Origin of the sequence: Gymnodinialimonas ceratoperidinii (assembly GCF_019297855.1) — a bacterium.
Taxonomy (GTDB): domain Bacteria; phylum Pseudomonadota; class Alphaproteobacteria; order Rhodobacterales; family Rhodobacteraceae; genus Gymnodinialimonas; species Gymnodinialimonas ceratoperidinii.
In genome coordinates this window covers 402,607-427,939 of record NZ_CP079194.1, presented here as the reverse complement: position 1 = coordinate 427,939, position 25,333 = coordinate 402,607, and the positions used below count along the sequence as shown (strand labels likewise).

20 protein-coding genes are annotated in these 25,333 nt (G+C 64.0%); 12 read left to right on the top strand and 8 right to left on the bottom strand.

Annotated elements, in window-relative coordinates:
- Positions 1-23 precede the first annotated feature (23 nt).
- Positions 24-995, top strand: coding sequence for a DNA topoisomerase IB (locus tag KYE46_RS02085; RefSeq protein ID WP_219003136.1), 972 nt, complete (start codon positions 24-26; stop codon positions 993-995).
- On the opposite strand, the gene speB is transcribed toward KYE46_RS02085, so the two are convergent.
- Positions 992-1,945: an agmatinase gene (gene speB, locus KYE46_RS02080; RefSeq protein ID WP_219003135.1), complete on the bottom strand. Its 954-nt coding sequence runs from the start codon at positions 1,943-1,945 to the stop codon at positions 992-994. The two genes, KYE46_RS02085 and speB, sit on opposite strands and share 4 nt — an antisense overlap.
- Before the next feature lie 116 nt (positions 1,946-2,061).
- Between speB and mtgA the strand changes: the two genes are divergently transcribed.
- The 7 genes from mtgA (at position 2,062) to KYE46_RS02045 (ending at position 6,792) form a co-directional block, all read left to right on the top strand.
- Entirely contained in the window at positions 2,062-2,781 is a 720-nt protein-coding gene (gene mtgA, locus KYE46_RS02075) for a monofunctional biosynthetic peptidoglycan transglycosylase (protein WP_219003134.1), read from the top strand.
- A gap of 55 nt (positions 2,782-2,836) precedes the next feature.
- Positions 2,837-3,502, top strand: a complete 666-nt coding sequence (gene fzlA / locus KYE46_RS02070) for an FtsZ-binding protein FzlA (protein WP_219003133.1) — start codon at positions 2,837-2,839, stop codon at positions 3,500-3,502.
- Positions 3,499-4,530 carry a tRNA epoxyqueuosine(34) reductase QueG gene (gene queG, locus KYE46_RS02065; RefSeq protein ID WP_219003132.1) on the top strand — a complete coding sequence of 344 codons (1,032 nt, stop codon included), beginning with the start codon at positions 3,499-3,501 and terminating at the stop codon, positions 4,528-4,530. The genes fzlA and queG overlap by 4 nt, the downstream gene beginning before the upstream one ends.
- The gene (locus KYE46_RS02060; protein ID WP_219003131.1) at positions 4,527-5,375 is read left to right on the top strand and encodes an SDR family oxidoreductase; all 849 of its coding nucleotides are present in this window, start codon (positions 4,527-4,529) and stop codon (positions 5,373-5,375) included. The genes queG and KYE46_RS02060 overlap by 4 nt, the downstream gene beginning before the upstream one ends.
- A gap of 61 nt (positions 5,376-5,436) precedes the next feature.
- Positions 5,437-5,919 carry a L,D-transpeptidase family protein gene (locus KYE46_RS02055; RefSeq protein ID WP_219004976.1) on the top strand — a complete coding sequence of 161 codons (483 nt, stop codon included), beginning with the start codon at positions 5,437-5,439 and terminating at the stop codon, positions 5,917-5,919.
- Between the two features lie 297 nt (positions 5,920-6,216).
- Complete coding sequence (locus KYE46_RS02050; protein ID WP_219003130.1) at positions 6,217-6,402, top strand: hypothetical protein; 186 nt, start codon at positions 6,217-6,219, stop codon at positions 6,400-6,402.
- 204 nt (positions 6,403-6,606) lie between these two features.
- Positions 6,607-6,792 (top strand): hypothetical protein, encoded by a 186-nt coding sequence (locus KYE46_RS02045; protein ID WP_219003129.1) that lies wholly within the window; start codon positions 6,607-6,609, stop codon positions 6,790-6,792.
- Positions 6,793-6,878: 86 nt separating this feature from the next.
- On the opposite strand, the gene rlmN is transcribed toward KYE46_RS02045, so the two are convergent.
- From rlmN to KYE46_RS02030, 3 genes are all read right to left on the bottom strand, one after another.
- Positions 6,879-8,057: a dual-specificity RNA methyltransferase RlmN gene (rlmN, locus tag KYE46_RS02040; protein WP_219003128.1), complete on the bottom strand. Its 1,179-nt coding sequence runs from the start codon at positions 8,055-8,057 to the stop codon at positions 6,879-6,881.
- Between the two features lie 71 nt (positions 8,058-8,128).
- Entirely contained in the window at positions 8,129-8,653 is a 525-nt protein-coding gene (locus KYE46_RS02035) for an invasion associated locus B family protein (RefSeq protein ID WP_247716888.1), read from the bottom strand.
- Between the two features lie 7 nt (positions 8,654-8,660).
- Positions 8,661-9,188, bottom strand: a complete 528-nt coding sequence (locus KYE46_RS02030; RefSeq protein WP_219003127.1) for an invasion associated locus B family protein — start codon at positions 9,186-9,188, stop codon at positions 8,661-8,663.
- Positions 9,189-9,362: 174 nt separating this feature from the next.
- Between KYE46_RS02030 and KYE46_RS02025 the strand changes: the two genes are divergently transcribed.
- Complete coding sequence (locus KYE46_RS02025; protein WP_219003125.1) at positions 9,363-10,376, top strand: asparaginase; 1,014 nt, start codon at positions 9,363-9,365, stop codon at positions 10,374-10,376.
- Here the strand turns inward: KYE46_RS02025 and KYE46_RS02020 are convergent.
- Positions 10,337-12,625: an ATP-binding protein gene (locus KYE46_RS02020; protein WP_219003123.1), complete on the bottom strand. Its 2,289-nt coding sequence runs from the start codon at positions 12,623-12,625 to the stop codon at positions 10,337-10,339. The genes KYE46_RS02025 and KYE46_RS02020 overlap by 40 nt on opposite strands.
- A 166-nt stretch (positions 12,626-12,791) precedes the next feature.
- On the opposite strand from KYE46_RS02020, the gene KYE46_RS02015 reads away from it, so the two are divergent.
- Complete coding sequence (locus KYE46_RS02015; RefSeq protein ID WP_219003121.1) at positions 12,792-18,203, top strand: alpha-2-macroglobulin family protein; 5,412 nt, start codon at positions 12,792-12,794, stop codon at positions 18,201-18,203.
- A complete protein-coding gene (pbpC, locus tag KYE46_RS02010; RefSeq protein WP_219004974.1) occupies positions 18,203-20,236 on the top strand; it encodes a penicillin-binding protein 1C in 2,034 nt (677 codons plus the stop codon). Before KYE46_RS02015 ends, pbpC begins: the two co-directional genes overlap by 1 nt.
- A 97-nt stretch (positions 20,237-20,333) precedes the next feature.
- On the opposite strand, the gene KYE46_RS02005 is transcribed toward pbpC, so the two are convergent.
- The 3 genes from KYE46_RS02005 to KYE46_RS01995 form a co-directional block, all read right to left on the bottom strand.
- On the bottom strand, positions 20,334-21,509 hold the full coding sequence (locus tag KYE46_RS02005; RefSeq protein WP_219003120.1) for an acetyl-CoA C-acyltransferase family protein: 1,176 nt from the start codon (positions 21,507-21,509) through the stop codon (positions 20,334-20,336).
- 92 nt (positions 21,510-21,601) lie between these two features.
- Complete coding sequence (serA, locus tag KYE46_RS02000; RefSeq protein ID WP_219003119.1) at positions 21,602-23,197, bottom strand: phosphoglycerate dehydrogenase; 1,596 nt, start codon at positions 23,195-23,197, stop codon at positions 21,602-21,604.
- An 86-nt stretch (positions 23,198-23,283) separates the two neighbouring features.
- Positions 23,284-24,441, bottom strand: coding sequence for a phosphoserine transaminase (locus KYE46_RS01995; protein WP_219003118.1), 1,158 nt, complete (start codon positions 24,439-24,441; stop codon positions 23,284-23,286).
- A gap of 223 nt (positions 24,442-24,664) precedes the next feature.
- Here KYE46_RS01995 and KYE46_RS01990 point away from each other — a divergent pair, with 223 nt between their 5' ends.
- Positions 24,665-25,333 (top strand): ABC transporter ATP-binding protein, encoded by a 669-nt coding sequence (locus KYE46_RS01990; protein ID WP_219003117.1) that lies wholly within the window; start codon positions 24,665-24,667, stop codon positions 25,331-25,333.

The following is a 25,333-nucleotide window of genomic DNA, read 5'->3' as shown; positions in this document are numbered from 1 at the left end:
ATAACTTCGGGGTTGTCGGTGTGATGATCCCGGAGAACCTGACATATTACCCCGATGACCGTCCCGGCATTACCCGCCGGAGGGCCGGGCGTGGGTTCAGCTATCGCGCCCCGGATGGCACGCGGATCGAACAGGCGGCCGAGCGCAAGCGGATCGAGGCGCTGGCCGTGCCGCCCGCCTATACCGACGTCTGGATTTCGCCGCGCAAACGCGGGCACCTGCAGGCGACCGGCATCGATGCGGCGACCCGAAAGCAATATCGGTATCACCCGGATTGGAGCGCCTTCCGCTCGGCGCTGAAGTTCGACGACCTGCCGCGCTTCGGACTGGCCCTGCCCCGCATCCGGGCGGCGATCAGGGAAGGTCTGGAGGAAGAAGTCGGCTCGCGCACATTCGCGCTCTCTGCCGTGCTCGGCCTCATAGATCGCCTCTCCCTCCGCCCCGGCCACCCGGAATATGCGGAGACCAATGGCAGCTTCGGCGCGACGACGCTGCGCTCCAAACATCTTGTCGCCAATGATGACGGCACCGAGTTGCGCTTTCGGGCCAAGGGCGGCGTGAAGGTGAGCGAGGTCCTGTCCGACAAGCGTCTGGCGCGGGCGTTGCACAAGCTCGACGATCTGCCCGGCGCGCCCCTCGCGACATGGCTCGACGGCGAGACTGTCCGGCAGATCACGCCAGACATGGTCAGCGCGCATCTGGCCGAAATCACCGGGGAAGAGGGGCTGACGCCCAAGACCTTCCGCACGTGGAACGGCTCTGTCGCCGCGATGGAAGTGGCCCTGCGCGATGACGAGGTGACGATCAAGGACATGGCCGAGGCTGCGGCGGAGCGGCTCAACAACACGCCGACAATTGCGCGCAACAGCTACATTCACCCCGACGTGATCGGGCTTGCCGATGTCTCGGCCAGTGAGCGGGTTTCCTTCGGCGAGGCCGGCACTCCGGCACGTTTGCGGAAGGCAGAGCGCGCGATGCTGGCTCTGCTCGGCTAGGCTTTCCGAGCGTGGAGGATGCGCCCGATGAGGTTCAATAACACCTGTGCCGCAAGGATCGCTGTCGTCCCGTCACGGTCGTAATCCGGCGCGACCTCCACCAGATCCACCCCGACGATGCAATTCCGCCGCGCGAGAATGGCGAGGAACTCCATCACCTCGTAATAGAGAAACCCGCCATGGGACGGCGTGCCCGTACCGGGCGCGATGGAGGGATCGAATCCGTCGATGTCGATCGTGATGTAAAGGTTCACCCCTTCCGGCACACGCGCTGCGGCGGCCTCGGCACCCAAGGCGCGAATCTGACGAACCGACTGGATGTCCGAGCCGAACCGGCGGGCGTCGTCATAGCCCTCCTTCGCGGTGCTGCTGACATTGCGAATGCCGAACTGGCTCAGACCCGTGACGTGATCCTGCTCGGCGGCCCGTCGCATCGGGTTGCCGTGACCGTATCGCACACCGTGGCGCTCATCGACGAAATCCAGATGCGCATCGATCTGCACGATATGGATCGGTCCGCGATCGGCAAAGGCGCGCACGCATGGGATGTTGATTGAATGATCGCCACCAAGCGTGACCGGGATGGCCCCGGCTTCGAGGGCCGCCCGAACCCCCTTTTCGATATTGGCGTGAGAAGCCTCGGTCTGGGTGTGGACGATATCCGCATCCCCCATGTCGATGATCTTCGTACCGGGCCCCAAGTAGGTGACGTCGTCCTCGTGATCGTAGGCCCCGGCGTGACCGAATGAGAATAAGGTCGAGGCTTCCCGGATCGCGCGCGGACCGAAGCGGGCACCGGGGCGCCATTGGGTGCCGAAATCAAAGGGCGCGCCAAGCACGGCCACGTCCGCGTCGATGGCGTTCCAGTCCGCGACGTATTCGTATTTACCGAAGGTCGAGATACCGACGAAAGGCAGGTTGAGCCGGCCGCTGTCATAAGAATTGGTCATCGGGTGAATGTGCGGCGCATGGGTCGCGCCTTCAAGAAGATGTTGTGCTTGGGGCTGGTGTTGGAGCCTCCGGCGGCCGTATTTGGGAAAAGGTGAATGAAGGAGCGTCGAGCAGCTTGGCGAAACGAACGCGGAAGACGAAGAAGAAGGAATCGCGTCTGCGGCTGGGGCTGCGAGCCGTGAAGCGCTGGCTTTTGCGTGGCGCGGTCGGGCTCGCGGTGTTCTTCCTGTTGTGGATCCTGATCTATGCCGTCGTGCCGGTGCCGACGACGATCTACATGCAACAGGAACGCGCGCGTCTCGGCGGGATCGAGCGGGACTGGACACCCATGGAGGAGATCGCTCCGGTGTTGGCCCGATCAGTGGTTGCCGCGGAGGACGCGAATTTCTGCCTCCACTGGGGGTTCGACATGAGCGCGATCCGCGATGCCATCGCCGAGGGCGCGGCGCGGGGTGGCTCTACCATCAGTCAGCAGACGGTAAAGAACACGTTCCTCTGGCACGGGCGCTCCTGGCTGCGGAAGGCGATGGAGGCAGCGATCACCCCGGTCATGGAGTTGATCTGGCCCAAAGCGCGCGTGTTGGAGGTCTACCTCAACGTCGCGGAATTCGCGCCGGGGGTCTTTGGCGCGGAAGCCGGCGCGCGGCACCATTTCGGGGTCTCCGCCGCCGATCTGAGCGCGCGACAGGCCGCATTGTTGGCGGCCGTTCTGCCGAACCCGCAGGAGCGAAACGCCAGCGCGCCGTCCAATTTCGTCGACCGACGCGCCCGGTCCATCGCCGATGGAGCGGCCACAATCCGCGCTGATGGGCGGGACGATTGCTTTGCGAATTGATTTTCCCTGATCCGTCTTGCAAAGACGGGGTAAACCCCAACATGAGCAGCCCGCAATGAACCGCCTCTACCATTTTCCCTTGTCGCCTTTTTGCCGGAAGGTCCGCCTGATCCTCGCGGAGAAACGCATCGAGGTGGAATTGGTCGACGAGAAGTATTGGGAGCCCACCAATGAGTTCCTGCGCCGTAACCCGGCCGGAAAGGTGCCCGTGCTGCGCATCGACGGGATCTTGCTGTGCGACAGTACCGCGATTTGCGAATACATCGAGGAAACCGTGCCAGAGCCGCAGTTGATGCCGCGCGATCCGGTTGCGCGGGCCGAGGTGCGTCGGCTGGTGGCTTGGTTCGATGACAAGTTCTACAACGAGGTCACGCGCAATCTGGTGCACGAGCGGGTGCACAAGAAGCTGATGCGCAGTGGCTATCCTGACGGGCGCGCCGTGAAGCTGGGCGCCAAGAACATCAAGTTTCACCTGCGGTACATGGATTGGCTGCTGGATCAGCGCCGGTGGCTGGCGGGCGACAAGATGACGATGGCCGATTTCACCGCGGCCGCGCATCTGAGTTGCCTCGACTACATCTCGGATGTGGACTGGAGCCTGAGTGAGCCGGTCAAGGACTGGTATGCGACGATCAAATCGCGGCCCGCGTTCCGCTCGATCCTCGCGGATCAACTCTTCGGGTTTCCGCAGCCGCCCCACTACGCGAACCTGGACTTTTGAGCGCGCTGAAGGACGCTCTTCTGGCGGAGTCCGTCGCGGCGGGCTTTGCCAAGATGGGCGTCTGTCGGCCCGACGCGGTGCCCGAGACGGCCGAGCGCCTGCGCGCCTTCGTCGATGCCGGATATCACGGGCAAATGGGGTGGATGGCCGAGCGGATGCATTGGCGTGGCGATGCCAGCGCGCTTTGGCCGGAGGCGAAATCCGTCATCATGCTGGCAGAGCCCTACACGCACGATATTGATCCGCTCACCCCGCTGGAGGCGCGCGATCGTGCCACCATCAGCGTCTATGCACAGGGGCGCGACTACCACGATCTGGTGAAAAAACGGTTGAAGCGCGTGGGTCGCTGGCTGCTGGAGCAGGCGCCGGGCGAGCAGATCAAGGTCTTTGTCGACACCGCCCCGGTGATGGAGAAGCCCTTGGCGCAGGCAGCGGGGCTCGGCTGGCAGGGCAAGCACACCAACCTTCTGGGGCGCGATCTTGGGAGTTGGTTCTTCCTCGGTGCGATCTTCACCACGATCGAGCTGCCGGTCGATGCGCCCGAGGAAGAGCATTGCGGCTCTTGCACCGCCTGTCTCGACATCTGTCCGACGGACGCCTTTCCCGCGCCGTTCCGGCTCGATGCGCGCAAGTGCATTTCCTATCTGACGATCGAGCATAAGGGGCCGGTGGACAGGGACCTGCGCGCGAAGATGGGCAATCGCATCTATGGCTGCGATGATTGCCTCGCTGTGTGCCCCTGGAACAAGTTTGCGCAAGCTGCCCGGGACATTCGCTACGCGCCGCGTGACGACCTGAAATCGCCCCCGCTCGCCGAATTGGCGCAATTAGACGACGCGGGTTTCCGCGCGCGGTTTTCGGGGTCTCCCATCAAGCGCATCGGGCGCGACAGGTTTGTGCGAAACGTGCTCTATGCGATTGGAAATTCGGGGGTTTTTGAGTTGGCAAACGTCGCAAAGGGGCTGACAGATGATCCCGACCCCGCGGTCGCTGACGCCGCGCAATGGGCAGTGGAGAGGTTGCAATGAAGCTTTTGATTTTCGGGTATGGCTTCTCGTCAAAGGCCTTCGCAAAGGCCGTGCCGAGCGACTGGGAGATCGTCGCGACGACGCGGTCGCCTGAGAAAGCCGCCAAGATGACGGGCGTGACGGCTCGGATCTTTCCGGGGGATGACCTAGCGCAGGACGTGGCGGAGGCGACACACATCCTGATTTCCGCCGGCCCGGATCAAGGGCGCGATCCGGTTCTGGCTGAGCTTCGCGACGCCTTCGCAGCGGCCAAGCCCGAGTGGGTCGGTTACCTGTCCACCACTGGCGTCTACGGCGATCATCAGGGCGGCTGGGTGGACGAGCAGACGCCGCTGACCCCGACGAGCGAGCGGGGCGAGGCACGCGTCGCGACCGAGGGCGAGTGGCTGGACCTGTATCGCGAACACGGGTTGCCGGTTCATATCTTTCGGCTGGCGGGAATCTACGGCCCCGGCCGCGGCCCATTCGCCAAGGTCCGGAGCGGTAACGCGCGCAGGATCGTAAAGAAAAACCAGGTGTTTAGCCGCACGCATATCGACGATATCGCGCAGGTGCTTCTTGCCTCGATCGCGCGGCCCAACCCCGGCGCGGCTTACAATGTCTGCGACGATCAACCTGCCCCGCCGCAGGACGTGATCGCCTACGCGGCCGAGCTGTTGGGGCTGCCCGTTCCACCTGCGATTCCGTTTGAGGACGCCGAGATGACGCCGATGGGGCGCAGCTTCTATTCCGAATCCAAGCGGGTCGATAACACGCGGATCAAGGAAGAACTCGGGGTGAAACTCCTCTATCCCGACTACCACACTGGTCTGACTGCGCTTCTTTCCGCTGAGAGCGATCGCTAATGCTCGCATCGAACCCGGAATTCGGTGTAACTGGAACAAACCCTGTCTCGATGGAATGACCATGCGTTTTCTTCTGATTGCTCTGCTCACGCTCACGGCCCTCACCGGATGTTCGCGTTTCATCGAGTACGATGGACCACAGGTGACGCGCGTGATCGTCCACAAGGACGACCGGCTTATGTACCTGATGCATAACGAAGAAATCCTCGAAGCTTACGAATTCGAACTGGGCTTCGCACCCGAAGGCCACAAGCTGGAAGAAGGCGATGGTCGCACGCCCGAGGGCGAGTACATGATCGACCGCCGCAACCCCAACAGCGCGTACTACCTCTCGATCGGGATCGACTATCCGAACGAGGAAGACATCGCGCAGGCCCGCGCCCGTGGTGTCAGCCCCGGTGGCGACATTTTCATTCACGGCACGCCGCGGCCGTTCCGGCGCGACGACGACTGGACGGCGGGCTGTATCGCGGTGAGCAATCGCGACATGCGCCAGATCTACGCGATGGTCGAAGACGGCACGCCGATCTCGATCTACCCGTAGTTCAGGGCATCAGAATCACCCCTTTGAGCGACGATTCGGGGCGATTTCAAATGGTTCCACGAGTCCGCAAATAAAGCCGGCATCGTGCAGAAACCGTTGCGATCACCTTTATTTCAAGGCCCTTGCGCAGAAGTGTTGCTATTTTGACGACATGGGTCGTTTCCGTGCTTGGCGTTAATTTCGCCGCCATTGCAATCAAACCGGGTTGCTGGTTAAAGAAATGCACGAGGTACAGTCTTGGGTGCCCCAACCTGCGCATAGTGCGTAAAAGGGGCGTATCTTATAAGGATATCTACTATGAAAAAACTCGCTCTCGCTGCTGCTCTGTCCGTTGTCGCTTCTGGCGCAATCGCAGGCGGTTATGTTGCTCCTACGGTCGTTGAGCCCGTAGTTGTTGTCGAAGACACCAGCTCCTCCGCTGGCGGCATCCTGGTGCCCGCCATCGCAGTTCTGCTGCTGGTTCTGGCACTGCACCACTCCTGATCTTCGGATCAACGTGGAAGAATTTGGATTGGCGCTGCCTTCGGGCGGCGCCTTTTCTTTTGTGCAACACCTCGCACCGATGTTGCCTTGGGGGCCATCCGTTGATTGCACCCGCCGACAGTCTCCGGATACGACTCCTGCCAAGGTGTTAATTCAATTGCCCTGCCGACGCATGAGGCGTGAAACCGGGCCAAGGAGACTAAAATGAAAAAACTCGCACTCGCAGCAGCACTTTCCGTCGTCGCAACCGGCGCCATCGCAGGCGGCTATGTCGCCCCCACCGTTGTCGAGCCCGTTGTTGTCGTAGAAGACACCAGCTCTTCCGCTGGCGGCATCCTCGTCCCCGCGATCGCAGTTCTGCTGCTCGTGCTGGCGCTGCACCACTCCTGATCCTCGGATCAAGGTGGAAGATTTTGAATTGGCGCGGCCTTCGGGCGGCGCCTTTTCTTTTTTATGAGAGAGGCGCGTCGCAGGTATTACAAGCCTGCTTCGGCCTCGATCTGCTTGCGCGATTTACGCGCGCGTTCAGTTGCCGACTTCAGCTGACCACAGGCGGCCATGATGTCCTCGCCCCGCGGCGTGCGAATCGGTGAGGCGTAGCCCGCCTTGTAGACGATATCCGCGAAAGCCTCGATCCGCGCCCAATCCGAGCGCTCGTAGGGCGCGCCCGGCCATTCGTTGAACGGGATCAGGTTGATCTTCGCCGGGATGCCCTTGATCAGCTGCACCAAGCGCCGCGCGTCCTCGTCCGTATCGTTCACGTCCTTCAGCATCACGTATTCGAAGGTAATCCGCTCGGAATTGCTGACCTTCGGATAGGCCCGCAGCGCGTCGAGCAACTCGGCGATGGGCCAGCGTTTGTTGATCGGCACCAGCTTGTCGCGCACCTCATCCGTGGTGGCGTGGAAGCTGACGGCGAGCTGGCAGCCGATCTCTTCAGCCGTCTTCGCGATCTCCGGCACGACGCCCGAGGTCGACAGGGTGATCCGGCGACGCGAGAGAGAGATGCCTTCGGGGTCCATCGCGATCTTCATCGCGTCGCGGACGTTCTCGAAGTTGTAGAGCGGCTCGCCCATGCCCATCAACACGATGTTCGAGACCAGCCGCGGCTTGGCATCGCTGCCTTCGCCCGCAGCCGTCCATTCTTCCAGATCGTCGCGCGCCAGCATGACCTGACCGATGATCTCTCCGGCGGTCAGGTTGCGCACCAGCTTCTGCGTGCCGGTGTGACAGAACGAGCAGGTGAGCGTGCAGCCGACTTGGCTGGAGATACACAGCGTGCCGCGATCGACCTCGGGGATATAGACGACCTCCACCTCATGGCCGCCCGCGATCCGCACCAGATACTTGCGCGTGCCATCCGCACTGACCTGCTTCGAGACGACCTCGGGCACATCGGCCACGAAGGTCTCCGCCAGCATCGCGCGGTAATCCTTGGAGAGATTCGTCATCTCCGCGAAATCTCGCACGCCCTTCTGGTAGAGCCATTGCCAGATCTGCCCGGTCCGCATCTTCGCCTGTTTCTCGGGCGTACCCGCCTCGATCAGCGCAAGGCGCAGGGCATCACGAGTGAGACCAATCAGATTGGTCGGCCCGTCGGGCAGTTTGCGAGGGAACGTTTTGACGTCCTGCGTGATGGGGGCAGTCGCGGTCATGGCGGCACTCCTTTTGAGAACGGCCTTCCTTATAGGAGGCCGCGCATCCACGCAAATCTTTCGCGACGGCGCTATTCCGGCGCGCAGCGCACGGAGGCGTCATCGATTGCGCGGTCGAACCCTTGCAGGCTGAATGTATCGATGACCTCTGTCCCACGGGTGGACGTCGCCGTCACCACTGCCTCGATCCCTTCGCGCATGGCGGCGATCAACCGCGCATCTGCTTCGGGAGAGCCGGCCCATGACATCGGGCCTTCGGTGAACAATTCGAAGCTGTCGTCCCCCACCTCGACCGTGACAACGCTGTCCTCGGCGAACTGGTAGCCGCCGGTATAGCTGACCTCGCCCATGCGGCCATCGTCTGGCCAGTAGGAGACGAAAAACAGCGCCGTATCGCGGCTGATGTTGCCCGAGACATCGGTGCCACCGCGCGACGCCGTCGTGCCCGTGGGGTCCGAAACGATCCAGCACCGCGCGGGCTCTTCCTGCACATAGACGGGCCACGGCGCCTCATCGCTCTGCGCCAAGCCCATGCCGGGCAGCACTGCGCCAAGGCCCAGTGCCAGAACGGCTATGCCGCGTGATGCGCTTTTCATGACGGACTCAGTTCCCGCACCGCGCCTCGGCGTCTTCCACCGCAGCGGTGAACCCGAGAAGGCTGAAGGTGTCCTGCGTCTGCGTCCCGCGCGAGGACCGTGCCGTCAGAACCGCTTCGGCGCCGCGTTTCATCGCGGTGATGATGCGGTCATCGTCCTGCGGCGAGGCGGCCCAGGCCATTTCGCCTTCGGTGAACAATTCGAACGACGTGTTGCCGATCGCCATGGTCACGGTGGAGCCATCCGCGAAGGGATAGCCGCCGGTGAAGCTGACCTCGCCCAAACGCTCCTGGCCGGGCCAGAAAGAGACGAACATCAGGATTTCACCGCGCCGCACGGACACGACTCGGCCGTCACGCGTGTTCACGGTTTCGGAAGGTGTGGATACGACCCAGCACTGCGTCGGGTCATCTTCGACGAACACGGACCAGTCGGTCTCGGCGTTCACCCGGTTAGTCGATTCGTCCTGAGCAAGCGCGACCGTGGCCGATAGGGCCAATGCGCCCGCCAGAATACCAGCAAGATATGTCTTCATGAATAAGAGCCTCCAGCCCCTTCGCTGCCTCTGGTCGGCACCCGGTTTTTAGGTCATCACAAACGATGGGGCGTCCGACCGTAATTGCGCGGTAACCTAAACGAAAGCCGCGGTTGAAAAAAGCCCCGTGTGCGGAAATTCGCCGGGATGTGAAGGGACTGGGAGCAAATGGTGATGACAACGAATGCGAACGAGGCGCTGGTAGAGGTCCATCGCGGCCCGGTTCTGGAGTGCACCCACAGGGGCCAGGTTGCCATCTGGCGGCATGGCGAGGGGTTGATCGCCGGTATTGGCGACACCGAAGCACGGATCCTGCCGCGCTCCTCCTCCAAGATGATCCAGGCGCTTCCGCTGGTGGAAAGCGGCGCGGCAGATGCCCGTGGCCTGACGCCAGAGCATCTGGCGCTGTCCTGCGCCTCTCATCAGGGTGCGGCGATCCACACGGACCGCGTCACCGCGTGGCTGGCCGATCTGGGCCTGTCCGAATCCGATTTTCGCTGCGGCGTGCAATGGCCCAATGACGTGCCCGCCCGCGATGCACTGATCTGCTCTCACTGCGGGCCGGATCAGCGGCACAACAATTGCTCCGGCAAGCACACCGGCTTCCTGACCTATAGCCAGCACATCGGCGCGGGGCCGGAATACGTTGACCCCTCCCATCCCTTGCAGGCCGCGATCAGCGAGGCTTGGGATGATGTGACAGACGAGCCGAACCCCGAATTCGCCATCGACGGTTGTTCGGCGCCGAACTTCTCGACGCGTCTCTCCGGGCTCGCCCGCGCCATGGCGGCCTATGCAGCCGCAACGCCGGACGGTGGCGCGCGCCAAGCCGCGATGGTGCGCCTGCGTGAGGCGATGATGCTGCACCCTGACCTCGTCGCCGGCGAGGGGCGCGCCTGCACCCGTCTGATGCGTGCGATGGGTCAGCGGGCTGCGATCAAGACCGGGGCTGAAGGTGTCTTCGTGGCCATCGTGCCCGAGCTGAAGATCGGCGTCGCGCTCAAGATCGCGGACGGGGCGACGCGTGGCTCGGAGGCGGCGATCACCCACATCCTCGGCGCGCTTGGCGTTCTGGACCCCAAGCATCCGGAGGCGCTGGCCTTCACCCACGGTCCGATCCGCAATTGGAACGGCATCGAAACAGGGCATTACCGGATCGCCGATGCTCTGTCCGGGCTGCAGCTCTGATCCGACGCCCGCGCCATATCGAGCGCGGTGTCCCGCTCCAGCGGCGAATCGGAGGCGGTGAGGTGCGTTCCCGCCTCTGACAGAGCCGCCTCGATTCGCGCATGGATGAGGGTCTTCTTGAGGGGCTTGGTGACATAATCATCCAGCCCCGCGGACAGGATTCTCTCTCGATCCCCGTCGACCGCATGGGCTGTCATGGCGATGATCGTGACGGGCTCGAGCCCCTGCTCCGCCTCGAAGGCGCGAATCTCACGCGAGGCGTCGATGCCGTCCATCACCGGCATGGAGATATCGGTCATCACCAGATCGGGGGTCTCTCGCTTGTAGGCCGCGACAAGTTCCGCGCCGTCGTTGACGATCTCCAGATCCAGCGCCAGTCCCTTCAGCATCGCTTTGAACACCAGTTGATTGGTCTTGTTGTCCTCTGCAGCCAGAAGGCGCGGTCGCGGACGGACCTGCTGATCCGGTCGGCTATCGGAGGCTTCCGCATCTGCGACCAGCGACAGATCAGGTGCAACCACCACCTTGCTATCGTCTGCTTCGTCATGCGCTGGTCCGATCAGCAGAGCTCTTAGCGCCGCGAGGTTGTCGCCCGGTGTGCAATCCTCAAACCCGTCCGTTGCGGCGTCAGGCGGGAGGCTGCAGAGCCGTGCGCCGGTGAATGTCTCGACGTCGAGGATCGCGGCGACCTCGGCAGGCTCCCGAGAAGGATCGCAAAGGATCACGGCACCGGTCCCCTCCAGATCGCGTGCCGTGGGCAGGCGTCGTATCTGGGTCGCCTCGGCGTGTAGCCGCCCGAGCGCATCGAACAGAGCTTCCTCCCGCTCGCCCCCCTGCCCGATGATCAACACGCGTGACCGATCGGCAGGCAAGCCTGCCACGGGCGCCGCAGCTTCGCCGGCATCGACCTTGAGCGGTATCTTGAACCCGAAGGCCGAGCCGCGGCCAAGGTCCGAGTGGAGCCAGATCTCTCCGCTCATCATCGCGAGCAGGCGCTTGGTAATCGCAAGCCCCAGTCCGGTACCATCGTGGCGCCGATTGCTCTCGTCTTCGACTTGGTTGAACTCTCCGAAAATGTGAGCCTGCTTGTCCAGCGCGATCCCAACCCCGGTGTCCTCGACCACGATCGTCATGTCCTGACCGCGGCCGTCGTTGGTGCGCGGCACGGCCATCACGCGGACGGTCACATGCCCCTCCTGGGTGAACTTCACGGCGTTGCCGATCAGGTTGGTCATGATCTGCCGAATCCGGCCCCGGTCGCCCAGAATGCGCGGCGGCATGAAGATGTCGTAGTCCAACCGCAACTCGAGCTCCTTGTCGCGGATGCCGGGGCGCAGCAGCCTGAAAATCTCGCGGATCATGGCGTTCAGGTCGAAGCTGTCCTCGTGCAACTGCAGTTTCCCGGCCTCGATCTTCGAGAAATCGAGAATGTCGTTGATGATGACGAGAAGAGCCTCGCCGGAATTGCGGATCGTGTCGGCAAACACCTGTTGCTCCTCGCTCAGCGGGGTTTCGCGGAGCAATTCAGCCATCGAGACGACACCGTTCATCGGCGTCCTGATCTCGTGGCTCATGTTGGCGAGGAACGAGGATTTCGCGCGGCTCGCCGCAAGCGCGGCATCGCGCGCCTCCGCCAGTTCCCGCTCGCGCTTGATGTTCGGCGTGATGTCCACGGCGAGCGACACGAAATCCCCTTGAGGTGTCTGCTTGTCGTTCAGCCGGATATAGGCCCCGTTCCACAGCTTGATGTCGACGTTCGGGATCGGATCCTGCTCCCACCGGGCGATCATCCGGTCGACCCAATCCTCCGGGTCTTCGCCCTGCAGATCGACGATGCCTTCCTCGACACCGATTCGCAGGATCGCCTCGTAGGTTGCTCCCTCCGTCACATCGGCCACGCCGTCGAAGATCGAGAAAAACGCGGGGTTGGCGGCGACGAGGCGCCAATCGCGGTCGAATATCGCAAAGCCATCTTCGGTCGCGGTCAGCGCATCCCAAAGGCGCCTCTGCGCTGTGACGGCGCGCTCCGTCGCCACTTCCAACTGAGCCTCCGTCTTGTCGGAAAGCCCCCGAAGAAGCGCGTTTTCCTCCCGCTGTTCAATCACTTGGGTTGAGAGCGCCGTCGCGTGCTCGGCCAGTTTCCTGTTGGCGTCGTAAAGCTCTTCCGACCGCAAGGCGAGAAGCTGCTCTGCCTGAAGACGGGCCCGGCGCTCCTGCGCCATCCGGTCGTTGATATGTCTCGCAGCCATGGGACGACGCTCTGAATGTTTCAGTCCCGCATGTTCTGAGCCAACTTGCTGAACATAGCGTTAATCCACCATTGCGCTGCGTCGCGCAGGAGGAATCATCGACACGATGGCGCAGGCCGTGGCACGCTTTCGTTAATATTATTCTAAAAGACTTTATGAGGGCCGCATGTCACGCATCATTGCTGCTGCCGTCGGGATTCTATTGGCGCTGTCAGGGCCTATTTCGGCCCAGGACAGCTTGCCCGACCGTACGACACGGATCATCCGCGATACCGATCTGCCGGGAAATGACCTGCGCCCGATCTTCGACACCACTCTGACGGATTGCACGGCGGCGTGTCGCGCCGATCCCGACTGCGCGGCGTTTACCTTCAACGCAACCAACAACACGTGCTTCCCCAAGACCGTGGCGGGAGAGGCCGTCGCCCATGCCGGCGCCATGTCGGGCATCCTGCAAACGACGCCGGAGCCTGCTCACGCGCTTGCGGACCAGCGTCGCGGAGAGCTTGGCTTCCTGCGCGACACCGATTTCGATGGCGCGAGGGCACAGGCAGAAGGGCTCGGCCTTGTCCATTATGCAGGCCAGTTCCCGGCCGATGACTGGCGCCGAAGCGCGCGCAATGCCTTCGACGAAGGCAATCAGACGGGCGCCATGCGTCGAATCGGGGCGGCGATCACGGTGGAGGATCACGCCGAGGATTGGGTCACCTATGCCACTTACCTTCTGGCGCTCGAACCTGACGATTACGCAACCCGTCAACGCTACGAGGCGCGCGCCTTGGACGCGGCCGTCAACGCAGCGCTGCGCTCCGAAGACGGCACTGCTTTTGCGCAATCGCTCGACGTATTGGCCGGGGCTCTGGAACGGCGCGGTCGGGGGCAGGATGCGATCCCTGCGCTGCGCCTTGCCCTGTCCCAGGCCGACGCCCCGCAACGCGCCGAGGCGCTTGACCGCGTTCTGGGTCTTTACGGCTTTCGCGTCACCGACACGCGCGTGGATGTGGAGGCGGATTTCCCCCGCGTCTGTGCCATCTTCTCCGAGCCTCTCGCACCCGGCGGCGTCACGTATCAGGACTTCGTGCAGACCACCGCCTCCGACGTCGCGGTAGAGGCGGAGGGCCGCCAGCTCTGTCTCTCGGGCCTGAGACATGGTGAGAGGATTGCCTTCACCCTCCGCGCGGGACTTCCCGCCGCGTCAGGAGAAACCCTGCACGCGCCGATCACGCTGCGCCAATACGTGCGTGACCGTGAGCCCTCAGTGCGTTTCGCAGGGCGGGCCTATATCCTGCCAGCGGCTGGTAACGGCTCTATTCCGCTGGTTGGGGTCAATACCGACGTGGTGGATCTGCGCCTTTTCCACGTGTCTGACAGGAACATCCTGCGCACGATGCAGCAGGATTACTTCGGCAGACCGCTCGCAGAATGGCAGGTCGACCAATTCGCTGACGAGATTGGAGAGCCCGTCTGGCAGGGCGAGGCCGAGGTCGCCGAAGAACCTAACCGCAGCGTCACCACCCGTGTGCCGATTGGCGAGGTTCTGCAGGGTCGCGCGCCCGGCCTCTACGCGCTGGAGGCGAGGGTCGGAGGCGCCGGGACGTCTGAGGGCGGCGCAACCCAGTGGTTCCTCGTCAGTGACCTCGGCATCAGCGCGATGAGCGGGGCGGACGGCGTCCACGTGCTCGTGCGGTCGCTCGCGACCACCGCGCCCCATGCGGGAGCCACGGTCGATCTCATCTCTGAGTCAAACCGTGTTTTGGCACAATTAGAGACGGATTCCGACGGATACGTCCACTTTCCAGCGTCAATCTCTGCCGGTTTGCAAGGTGCCGCGCCGGCGCTTCTGACCGTGCGCAACGGTGACGATGACCTCGCCTTCCTGTCGCTTCGCGATGCGGAATTCGACCTGTCGGATCGCGGTGTCGAAGGCCGCGCACCCGCAGGGCCCATCGACGTGTTCCTCGCCACCGATCGAGGTATCTACCGGGCCGGCGATACCATTCACCTGACAGCATTGGCTCGCGACCCTCAGGCACAGGCGCTGACTGGGCTTCCGCTCACCGCCATCCTGACCCGTCCGGACGGTGTCGAGTATACGCGACATCTTCTGGAGGAGGCCGGCGCAGGCGGTTTCGTGGCGGATCTGGCTTTGGGTCCGGACGTCCCGCGCGGCACCTGGCGCTTGGCAATTCACGCGGATCCCGATGCGCCCGCGTTGCGCGAGACGCGCCTTTTGGTGGAAGATTTTCTGCCCGAACGCCTCGACCTGCGTGTCGACCTCGATATCGAAATCGAAACGGCACGGTTTCAGGCCGATTACCTCTTTGGCGCACCCGCTGGAAACCTGCCGATCTCGGGACGCCTCGCCCTGCGCCCACGCGACACGCTGCCTGATTATCCGGGCTTCCGGTTCGGTCGCCACGACGCGCCCCCCGAGGCTGCATTCAACAGTTTGGCACCGCTGCAAACGGACGCGGACGGCGCGGCGACAGCACCCCTGATCCTACCGAGTTTCGACGGGATCAACCAACCCGGCGACCTCACCCTGACGGCTCAGATTATCGAAGGCTCCGGCCGGCCCGTCGAGCGCGCGGTTACTGCCATCATCGTCCCCGACGCGCCCCTCATCGGCATTCGGCCTCTCTTCGACGGCACCCTGCCGGAAGGTGTCGAGGCTCCTTTCCACCTGATCACCACCGGCGCCGCGCCCCTACCCGTCCGCTGGACGCTCAACCGTGTCGAAAGGCGCTACCAATGGTATCGCCAGAACGGAAACTGGACGTGGGAGCCGATCACCACCCGGCAGCAGGTCGCCACCGGTGAGGCGACGCTGACCGACGCTCCATTTGCCTTGGATTTATCCGTCGATTGGGGAAGCTATGAGCTGCGGGTCGAGAGCGATACCGGCGGCTTCGCCGTGACGTCAGTTGGCTTCAGCGCCGGTTGGTACGGGGCCCGCCATGGAACGGACACGCCCGACGCGCTGGAGGTCTCTTTGGATGCGGAGGCCTACCTTCCCGGCGACACTGCAACCTTGCGCATCGTGCCGCGGACTGGGGGCCTTGCACTGGTGCAGGTGGTCACCGACAGGCTGATCGACCAACGGATCGTCCAACTCGGCGACGAGCCGGAAGACGTCACGCTGCCCGTCACCGATGACTGGGGCTCCGGCGCCTACGTTGCTGCGACCCTGATCCGCCCGTTAGAGACTGTTTCGGGTCCCACGCCCACCCGCGCGATTGGTCTTGCCCATGCCGCTGTCGACCCCGGCGATCGCGCCCTGTCCGTAAGCCTTGAGCTGCCGGATAGCATGCGGCCGAACAGGTCACTCAATGTCGCGATGCAGGTCGAAGGCGCACGTCCCGGTGACATTGTCCACGCAACGATGGCTGCGGTCGACGTCGGCATCCTGAACCTCACCGGGTTCGAGGCACCTGACCCGCAAGGCCACTACTTTGGCCAGCGCCGGCTCGGCATGGCGTATCGGGATATCTACGGTCGCCTGATCGACAACCGCGACGGTGCCGAGGGACGCATTCGCCAAGGCGGCGATGCGAGTTCAGGTCTGCGGATGCAGGCCGACCCGGCCTCGGAAGAAGCCCTTGCCTTGTTCTCAGGCCCTCTCGAGTTCGGGCAGGATGGCATCGCTCGCGCAAGCTTCGACGTGCCAGCGTTCAACGGTACGTTGCGGGTGATGGCTGTCGCTTGGAGCGAGACCGGAGTCGGGCAGGCGGAGGCTGATATCGTCGTCCGCGACCCGGTGGTGATTACGGCCAGCGCACCGCGGTTTCTGGCACCCAATGATCGGGCACAGCTGCTCTTGGAGTTCTCCCACACCGATGGCCCATCGGGAGAGATGCCTCTGACTGTCTCCACGTCCTCCAACCTCCAGCTTACCGACGAAATCCCTGCCGAGCTGAGCCTCGCCGAGGGTGGCGCGACCCGCGTCGTCGTCCCGTTCACGGCGGCGGATCAGGTCGGACGCTCAGAAATCACCGTCGCCCTCACGACACCAGATGGCACCGAAATCACGCAGACCATCGCGATCCCCGTGCAGGCAAATGACCCCGAGATCGCCGAGACAACCCGCGTCACGCTCGCACCGGGAGAGAGCTTCACCATCGATGCCGCCGCACTGACCGGGTTTCACCCTGACAGCGCCCGGGTCGTTCTCTCCGCAGGGCCCTTGGCGCGATACGATGTGGCCGGGCTGTTGCAACGGCTGGATCGCTATCCCTACGGCTGCACCGAACAAACGGCGAGCCGCGCGATGCCTCTGCTCTATCTGTCGTCCGTGGCGCAGGCGCTCGACCTCGGGACTGCGGACGATCTCGACGCTCGGATCGAAGAGGCTATCGCCTCGGTTCTCACCAATCAATCGGCGAGCGGCAGCTTCGGGCTGTGGCGCGCGTCTTCCGGCGATCTGTGGCTGGACGCCTACGTGAGCGATTTCCTGTCCCGCGCGCGGGAGGAGGGCCACGCTGTCCCGGATATTCCGTTCCAAAGCGCGCTGGATAACCTTGCCAACGCGGTCGCGTCTTACCCGGATTTCGAGGATGGCGGCGAAGGGCTCGCCTATGCGTTGATGGTTCTGGCACGCGAGGGTCAGGCCAGCATGGGCGACCTCAGGTATTATGCCGATGTGAAAGCGCCGGACTTCTCCACGGCGCTGGCCCTCGGGCAACTCGGCGCTGCCTTGGCGATGTACGGGGACCAACCACGCGCGGACGCGATGTTTGCGGCGGGCCTCGCTCGGCTATCGACGCCTTTGGAGCCGGACGGCGGCCCCTCCTGGCGCGTCGATTATGGCAGCCAACACCGCGATGCTGCGGGACTGGTCGCGCTTGCTACCGCGGCGGGATCTCGCGCCGTGAGCCTGCCGGCAAGCGGGTTCGAGCTGTTGCCAGACGCAGGCGATGCCTCCACGCAGGAGGCCGTCTGGACGCTTCTCGCGGCCCACGCCTTGATCGACAATCCAGCCGTCGTTGGCTTGCAACTGGACGGAGCGCCGATGGCCGGTCCGATGACGCTGGTGGTGGACAATCCGTCTCTAACGCGCCGTTTAGAGAATGTCGGAACGCGGGATGAGACCATCACCCTCTCTCGGTTCGGGCGCCCGATTGGTGCAACCGAGGCGTTTGGCAATGGGTACCGGATCGACCGAGAGTATCTCACGCTCGAGGGCGAGGTCGTGGACCCGTCGCAAGTGGCCCAAGGCACGCGCCTTGTGACGATACTGACGATCACCAACACCGGCGCGCCGGAGGGTCGGCTCATGGTAAACGATCCCCTGCCCGCAGGGTTCGAGATCGACAACCCCAACCTTCTGCAATCCGGAGACGTGCGGGCGCTGGACAATGTGGACATCAGGCATGCTCCCGCGATGTCCGAATTCCGGGCCGAGAGGTTCCTTTCGGCCATCGACATGCGCGGCACCCATGAACGCATGCGCATTGCCTATATCGTGCGTGCCGTGTCCCCGGGTGAGTTCCATCATCCCGCCGCCTCGGTCGAGGACATGTATCGGCCCACCTATCGCGCGCAAACGGCCTCGGGACAGGTCCGGGTGACCGGCCCGTGATGCGCAGCGTAGCGATCATCACTTGCGTCCTTGCCGCCCTCGCGATCAGCGCGGCGTTATGGGTTGACCGCTGGATCGATGAAACCGAGATCCCGCCCCTCACGCTCGAGACGAGTGCCGAAGTCCTGGACCGGGATGGCGCCCTCCTGCGCGCCTATACGGTCGAGAACGGGCGCTGGCGTTTGCCGGTCTCTTACGACGCCGTCGATCAAGGGTATCTGGAGATGCTTGTCGCCTACGAGGATCGACGATTCTGGACCCACCCCGGCGTTGACCTCCGCAGCTTTGCGCGCGCCGGTTGGCAATGGCTTACGACCGGGCGCATCGTTTCGGGGGGATCGACCCTGACGATGCAAGTAGCGCGGTTGCTGGAGGACTCCGGCACCGGCGCGTGGCGCGGCAAGATCCGGCAGATCAGGCTCGCCCTGGCGCTGGAGAGACGCCTCTCGAAGGAAGATATTCTTGGCCTCTACCTCCACCTCGCGCCCTTTGGCGGCAACATCGAAGGGGTCCGCGCGGCGACGCTGACGTGGTTTGGTACGGAGCCGCATCGGCTGACCGCGGCCCAATCCGCGCTTCTGGTCGCCCTCCCGCAAGCGCCGACCTCTCGCCGTCCCGATCGTTATCCTGACGCCGCCCAAATGGCGCGGGACCGTGTCCTGACGCGCGCGGTACGGTTTACCAGCCTGACGGAAGCAGAAATTGCTTGGGCGCGAGAAGAGCCGATCCCGACGGAACGCCGAGACTTCCCCGCCCTTGCGCCTCATCTCTCGGATCGCGCTCTTGTCGAGCGGCCGGTCCAGGGCACGCACCACCTGACCATCGACGCTGATCTTCAGAGGCAGATGGAGCGCCTCGCCTCCCGTGCCATTGGTGACTTCGGACCGCAGATGTCCGCAGCGATCATGGTGATGGACCACGAGACCGGCGCGGTGCTGGCTTCGGTGGGGTCGCCCGATTTCACGGACACGGCGCGAGATGGCTTCGTGGATATGACCCAAGCCGTGCGCTCTCCCGGTTCGGTTCTGAAACCGCTGATCTATGGCCTCGCCTTCGACGCCGGCATCCTGCACCCGCAAACGCTGATCGAGGATCGTCCCATTTCCATCGCGGGCTACGCCCCGCAGAACTTCGATGAGGCGTTTCGCGGTGAAGTGACCGCCGCAGTCGCGCTGCAACAGTCTCTGAACATCCCCGCCGTAACGCTTTTGCAGGAGGTCGGACCGCACCGGATGCTTGCCGCGATGTCACGCGCCGGCATGGAGGTAAGCCTGCCGGAGGGCGAGGAACCGGGCCTTGCAATCGCGCTTGGGGGGCTTGGCGCGTCGATGGAGGATCTCATGGCGCTCTACGGGGGCATCGCGCGCGGCGGCGTGGCTGTGCCGCTGCACTGGCGGCAGGGGGAGGGCACTGAAGGCCAGCGCATCCTGTCGGAAACCGCTGCTTGGTATCTTGGCGATATCCTCTCTGGCGTGATGCCGCCCGCCAATGCGCCGCGGATCGGGCTGAGTTACAAGACCGGCACAAGCTACGGGCATCGCGACGCCTGGGCGTTCGGCTTTGATGGACGCCACGTGGTGGGTGTCTGGATGGGGCGGGCCGATGGCGCCTCCGTGCCGGGTGCCTTCGGCGCCGCGCTGTCCGCGCCGCTGCTGTTCGAATCCTTCTCGCGGATCAGTGAGGATATGACACCAAGGGTGCCGCCGCCGCCGGGCGCACTCACGCTCAGTCACGCGGCGCTTCCGCGGACGCTGCAACACTTTGCGCCGGTCAGCGATCTTTCCGACGCTGACGGCCCCGCGATCACCTTTCCGCCGGAAGGGGCGGTTCTTGCCTTCCAGCCCGGACTACCGCTGACGGCCCGCGTGGCCGAAGGCACCCCGCCGTTCACCTGGCTCTGGAACGGCGCGCCGGTGGTCACCCGGCGGCACGATCGCGAAATCGCGCTTGAGATTGGCGCCGGGTTCGCGGAGCTCACCGTGATCGACGCGGCCGGTCGCGCCGCCCGACGCACCATCGAGGTCGCCGACTGAACGCGCGCCCTTCCCGCCAGTCTTTTGCAAAAGACTGCGCAGAGCCTTGCAAGGCTCTGACCCAAGACTTTTGCAAAAGTCTTGGGTCGTCACGGTCTCAGATGCGCTCGATGGCGAGGGCGATGCCTTGGCCGCCGCCGATGCACATCGTAATCAGCGCACGTTTGCCGCCGGTCCGCTCCAGCTCATAGAGCGCTTTCACGGTGATGATGGCGCCGGTCGCGCCGACCGGGTGACCGAGAGCAATGGCCCCACCGTTCGGGTTCACCTTGGCCGGATCGATGCCGAGCCCCTTGTTGACCGCAAGCGCCTGGGCGGCAAAAGCCTCGTTCGATTCGATGATGTCAAAGTCCGCGATGCTGAGACCGGTTTTCGCCATCAGGTTCTCGACCGCCGGGATCGGGCCGATCCCCATCACCTCGGGGCGGACGCCAGCGTGCGCATAGCCCAGAACGCGGGCGCGTGCTGTCAGGCCCGCGGCCTCGGCCGCGTCGGCGCGGGCCAGCACGAGGGCTGCGGCACCGTCGTTGATGCCGCTGGCATTGCCGGCCGTGACACGGCCCTCCTTCTGGAACACGGCGCGCAGGCCGCCGAGCGCTTCCAGCGACGTCGCTTTGGGGTGTTCGTCGACCTCGAAAGGCACCATGTCGCGTTTGACCTTCACCTCGACCGGGACGATCTGGTCCTTGAAGTAGCCTTGCTCGATCGCGTGGGCCGCGCGTTCCTGACTGCTCAGGGCGAAGGCATCCATCTGCTCGCGGGTCACTTCATGCTCGTCTGCCACGTTCTCGGCCGTGACCCCCATGTGACCGGTGCCGAAGGGGCAGTTGAGCGCGCCGAGCATCATGTCGAGGGTCTTGACGTCGCCCATCTTCTGCCCGAACCGCGTCGCCGAGGAGATGTAGGGCGCGCGCGACATGCTTTCCGCACCGCCGGCGAGACCATAATCGGCGTCACCCAGAGCGAGCGACTGGATCACGCTGACAATCGCCTGCGCACCCGAGCCGCAAAGCCGGTTCACATTCATCGCGGGCGTGGTGTCGGGGATACCGGCCTGCATCGCCGCCACCCGCGAAAGATACATGTCACGAGGTTCGGTATTGATCACGTGACCGAAGACCACCTGCCCGATCTGCCCGCCTTCGACGCCAGCACGTTCCAGCGCTGCCTTGGCGACCACGGTCCCCGTGTCGATGGGCGGCGTGCCGGCCAGTGAACCCCCAAAGGTGCCGATTGCCGTGCGCGCGCCCGACAGAATGACGATATCGTCCATGAAAAAACCCTCCGCGATGTGTCACGGAGGGTTAGAGCATCTATCGCAGCGGCACGCCAACCTTAACGCGGCGTCCCGAAGAAGGCTTGGCCTCAGGCCGCGTCGAACTGCAGCGGCTTGACCTGCTGGAACATGCCGGTGGCCATGAGCTTCTCGAGCACGTCCGCAGGGGGTTGCGCATCAAGGTAGAGCAGCGCGATCGCGCCGCCCTTCGGGCCGGAGCGACCGAGGGTGAAGTTGGCGATGTTGACGCCGTTTTCACCCATGGTCTGACCCAAGGTGCCGATGATCCCGGGTACGTCTTCGTTCGTCGTATAGAGCATGTGCTCCCCGATTTCGGCATCGATGTTGATGCCCTTGATCTGGATGAAGCGCGGTTTGCCGTCCGAGAAGACCGTCCCCGCGATCGAGCGCTCGCGCGTGGCGGTTTTCACGACGAGGCGGATATAGCCGTCGAAGACACCGGTCTTGTCCTGCGTCGTCTGGCTCAACTCGACGCCGCGCTCCTTGGCGATCACCGGGGCGGAAACCATGTTCACGTCCGGGTTCGTCGCCTTCATCACGCCCGCGATGGCCGCGCAATCCAGCGCCTTGAGGTTCATGCCGGTGACCACACCGTTGTAGACCACCTCGATGCTTTCGATCGGCTCGTCAGTGAGTTGCCCGACGAAGGCGCCCAGATGCTCGGCCAGCTTGACCCATGGCCCCATGATGGCAGCCTCTTCGGCGGTGACCGAAGGCATGTTCAGCGCGTTCGAGACGGCGCCGGTCAGCAGATAATCAGACATCTGCTCGGCCACCTGCAGCGCGACATTCTCCTGCGCTTCCGTCGTGGCCGCGCCGAGGTGGGGCGTGACCACCACGTTGGGCAGATGGAAGAGAGGGTTCTCGGTCGCGGGTTCCTGCGCGAACACGTCGAAGGCGGCGCCTGCGACGTGGCCAGATTTCAGCAGGTCAGCGAGCGCCGCCTCATCCACCAGACCGCCACGGGCGCAGTTGATGATCCGCACGCCTTTCTTCGTCTTGGCGAGGTTCTCGGCGGAAAGAATGTTGGCGGTCTTCTCGGTGAAAGGCACATGCATGGTGATGAAATCAGCGCGTTCCAGCAGCTCATCGAGCTCGACTTTCTGGCAACCGATCTCGCGCGCGCGTTCCTCGCTCAGGAAGGGGTCATAGGCCACGACCTTCATTTTCAGCCCGAGCGCGCGGGAAATGACGATCGAGCCGATGTTGCCGGCACCAATGACGCCGAGGGTCTTGGCGGTCAGTTCGACGCCCATGAACTTCGACTTCTCCCACTTGCCATCGTGGGTTGAAGCGGAGGCCTCGGGGATCTGGCGGGCCACGGCGAACATCATCGCGATGGCGTGCTCGGCCGTGGTGATCGAGTTGCCGAAGGGCGTGTTCATCACGATGATGCCCTTCTTCGACGCGGCGGGGATGTCGACGTTGTCGACCCCGATCCCGGCGCGACCCACGACCTTGAGGTTGGTGGCGGCGGCGATGATCTTCTCCGTCACCTTGGTGGCGGAGCGGATGGCGAGGCCGTCATATTGGTCGATGACGGAGAGAAGCTTCTCCTTGTCCTTGCCGATGGTGGGGTCGAAGGTGACATCGATGCCGCGGTCGCGGAAGATCTGGACGGCGGTTTCCGAGAGCTTGTCGGATACGAGAACTTTGGGGGCCATTGTCGGCGCTCCTGTGTCGGGGGCCTGCGCTTGGGGCAGGCCGTGGGATTGAGTTGTATTTACCAAGATGAAGGAGGAGCAGGCGGTCAGGCCTGCGCCTCGATTTCGGCGTGGAAGGCCCAGTCGAGCCAGGGGAGCATCGCCTCGATGTCAGCGGTCTCCACGGTGGCGCCGCACCAGATGCGCAAACCGGCAGGCGCGTCGCGGTAGGCGCCCACGTCCAGCGCCACGCCTTCATCGGCGAGCCGCTTGGCGACTGCCTTGGCGAAGGCTGCGCCGTCCTTGATCCGCGCATCGGTGAACTTCAGGCAGACGGAGGTGTTGGAGCGGGTGGCGGCGTCCTCGGCGAGGATGGCGATCCAGTCGCGGGCGCCCACGAAGTCGTGGATTGCCTGAGCGTTGGCGTCGGCACGGGCCTTCAGGGCCGGCAGACCGCCGAGGCTTTCGGCCCAATCCAGCGCGAAGAGGTAATCCTCGACGCAGAGCATGGAGGGCGTGTTGATGGTGGCGCCGGTGAAAATCCCCTCGATGAGCTTGCCGCCCTTGGTGAGGCGGAAGATCTTGGGCAGGGGCCAGGCCGGGGTGTAGGACTCCAGCCGCTCCACCGCGCGGGGCGAGAGGACGATCATGCCGTGGGCCGCTTCACCGCCCATGACCTTCTGCCAGGAGAAGGTGGTCACGTCGAGCTTGTCCCAGGGAAGATCCTGGGCGAAGGCGGCGGAGGTGGCGTCGCAGATGGTCAGCCCTTCGCGGTCAGCAGGGATCACGTCGCCATTCGGGACGCGGACCCCGGAGGTCGTGCCGTTCCAGGTGAAGACGACGTCGGTGTTCCAGTCGACGGCGGCAAGATCAGGAAGCGCGCCATAGTCGGCGGTGGTCACGGTAGCGTCGAGGTTGAGCTGTTTGACCGCATCGGTCACCCATCCAGCGCCGAAGCTTTCCCACGCGAGCATGGTGCAGGGGCGGGCGCCCAGCAGCGACCACATCGCCATCTCCACGGCGCCGGTGTCGGAAGCGGGCACGATGCCGACGCGGTAGCCTTCCGGCACGCCGAGGATCTCGGCCGTCTTGTCGATCGCGCGCTTCAGCTTTGCCTTGCCTTCTGCCGCGCGGTGCGAACGGCCGAGGGGGGCGTCCGCCAGAGCTTCAGCTGTCCAGGTGGGGGGTTTGGCACAGGGGCCGGACGAAAAACGTGGGTTCACGGGTTTCGTGTTCGGCCGCGTGGCCGGTTGGTTCGTAACCATTACTGGTATCCTCACAGATATGCGCCCCTCGTTGGGGAGGGGTGTCCCACCGCCGGGATACGGGGGGGCGTGGACCGCGACAAGCCGGAAAAGAGACCTATTGCGTCGGAAGTGGCACATTTTCCGGGGAGGTGGTTCTCTATCGGAAACTTCCGTGGCTTCGGACGGATGCGATTTCAGCAGAAGGGGTGTTCGGCGCGCGCGCGACTGCTACATCTTTGACATGGACGCCCCGCTGCTCGACCTCCGCGATATTCGCAAGACTTACCCTTCGGATCGCGGTCCGTTGCGGGTGCTTGATGGTGTCTCGATCAGTTTGCGCGCGGGCGAGACCCTTGCACTGACGGGGGAGAGCGGATCCGGCAAGTCGACGCTTCTGCATCTGTCCGGAGGGCTGGATCAGCCTGATAGTGGAGAGGTCCTGCTTGATGGGCGCGACATTGGTCAGCTCGATGACGCTGCCCGGGCGCGGGTGCGGCGCTCGAGGATTGGGCTGATCTTTCAGCAGTTCAACCTGGTGCCTTCTCTGACGGTGGAGAAAAACATCTCGCTACAGGCGCGGCTGGCCAATCGGCACGACGCACCGTTCGCGGCGGAGCTTGCCGGGCGTCTCGGGCTTGCGGATCTGCTCACGAGATATCCTGAACAACTCTCGGGAGGGCAGCAGCAGCGCGTGGCCATTGCGCGCGCCCTCGTCTCTCGGCCGGCATTGATCCTGGCTGACGAGCCTACTGGCAACCTCGACGAAGACACCGGTGACACCGTTCTTGGGCTGTTGCTGGCTTTGGTTGCGGAAACCGGCGCGGGGCTGTTGATGGTGACGCATTCGCCGCGACTTGCGGACAGCTTGCAGCGCCGGGTGCATCTGTCACGCGGGCGGTTGGAAGGCTAG

Excerpts from the sequence above, each read along its gene's own strand:
- speB (WP_219003135.1), bottom strand. The coding sequence starts at position 1,945 with ATGACCAATTCTTATGACAGCGGCCGGCTCAACCTGCCTTTCGTCGGT.
- KYE46_RS01990 (WP_219003117.1), top strand. The coding sequence starts at position 24,665 with ATGGACGCCCCGCTGCTCGACCTCCGCGATATTCGCAAGACTTACCCT.
- KYE46_RS02015 (WP_219003121.1), top strand. The coding sequence starts at position 12,792 with ATGTCACGCATCATTGCTGCTGCCGTCGGGATTCTATTGGCGCTGTCA.
- serA (WP_219003119.1), bottom strand. The coding sequence starts at position 23,197 with ATGGCCCCCAAAGTTCTCGTATCCGACAAGCTCTCGGAAACCGCCGTC.
- KYE46_RS02050 (WP_219003130.1), top strand. The coding sequence starts at position 6,217 with ATGAAAAAACTCGCTCTCGCTGCTGCTCTGTCCGTTGTCGCTTCTGGC.
- pbpC (WP_219004974.1), top strand. The coding sequence starts at position 18,203 with ATGCGCAGCGTAGCGATCATCACTTGCGTCCTTGCCGCCCTCGCGATC.
- fzlA (WP_219003133.1), top strand. The coding sequence starts at position 2,837 with ATGAACCGCCTCTACCATTTTCCCTTGTCGCCTTTTTGCCGGAAGGTC.
- KYE46_RS02055 (WP_219004976.1), top strand. The coding sequence starts at position 5,437 with ATGCGTTTTCTTCTGATTGCTCTGCTCACGCTCACGGCCCTCACCGGA.
- KYE46_RS01995 (WP_219003118.1), bottom strand. The coding sequence starts at position 24,441 with ATGGTTACGAACCAACCGGCCACGCGGCCGAACACGAAACCCGTGAAC.
- KYE46_RS02025 (WP_219003125.1), top strand. The coding sequence starts at position 9,363 with ATGACAACGAATGCGAACGAGGCGCTGGTAGAGGTCCATCGCGGCCCG.
- KYE46_RS02005 (WP_219003120.1), bottom strand. The coding sequence starts at position 21,509 with ATGGACGATATCGTCATTCTGTCGGGCGCGCGCACGGCAATCGGCACC.
- KYE46_RS02060 (WP_219003131.1), top strand. The coding sequence starts at position 4,527 with ATGAAGCTTTTGATTTTCGGGTATGGCTTCTCGTCAAAGGCCTTCGCA.
- KYE46_RS02035 (WP_247716888.1), bottom strand. The coding sequence starts at position 8,653 with ATGAAAAGCGCATCACGCGGCATAGCCGTTCTGGCACTGGGCCTTGGC.
- KYE46_RS02030 (WP_219003127.1), bottom strand. The coding sequence starts at position 9,188 with ATGAAGACATATCTTGCTGGTATTCTGGCGGGCGCATTGGCCCTATCG.
- rlmN (WP_219003128.1), bottom strand. The coding sequence starts at position 8,057 with ATGACCGCGACTGCCCCCATCACGCAGGACGTCAAAACGTTCCCTCGC.
- KYE46_RS02085 (WP_219003136.1), top strand. The coding sequence starts at position 24 with ATGATCCCGGAGAACCTGACATATTACCCCGATGACCGTCCCGGCATT.
- KYE46_RS02020 (WP_219003123.1), bottom strand. The coding sequence starts at position 12,625 with ATGGCTGCGAGACATATCAACGACCGGATGGCGCAGGAGCGCCGGGCC.
- KYE46_RS02045 (WP_219003129.1), top strand. The coding sequence starts at position 6,607 with ATGAAAAAACTCGCACTCGCAGCAGCACTTTCCGTCGTCGCAACCGGC.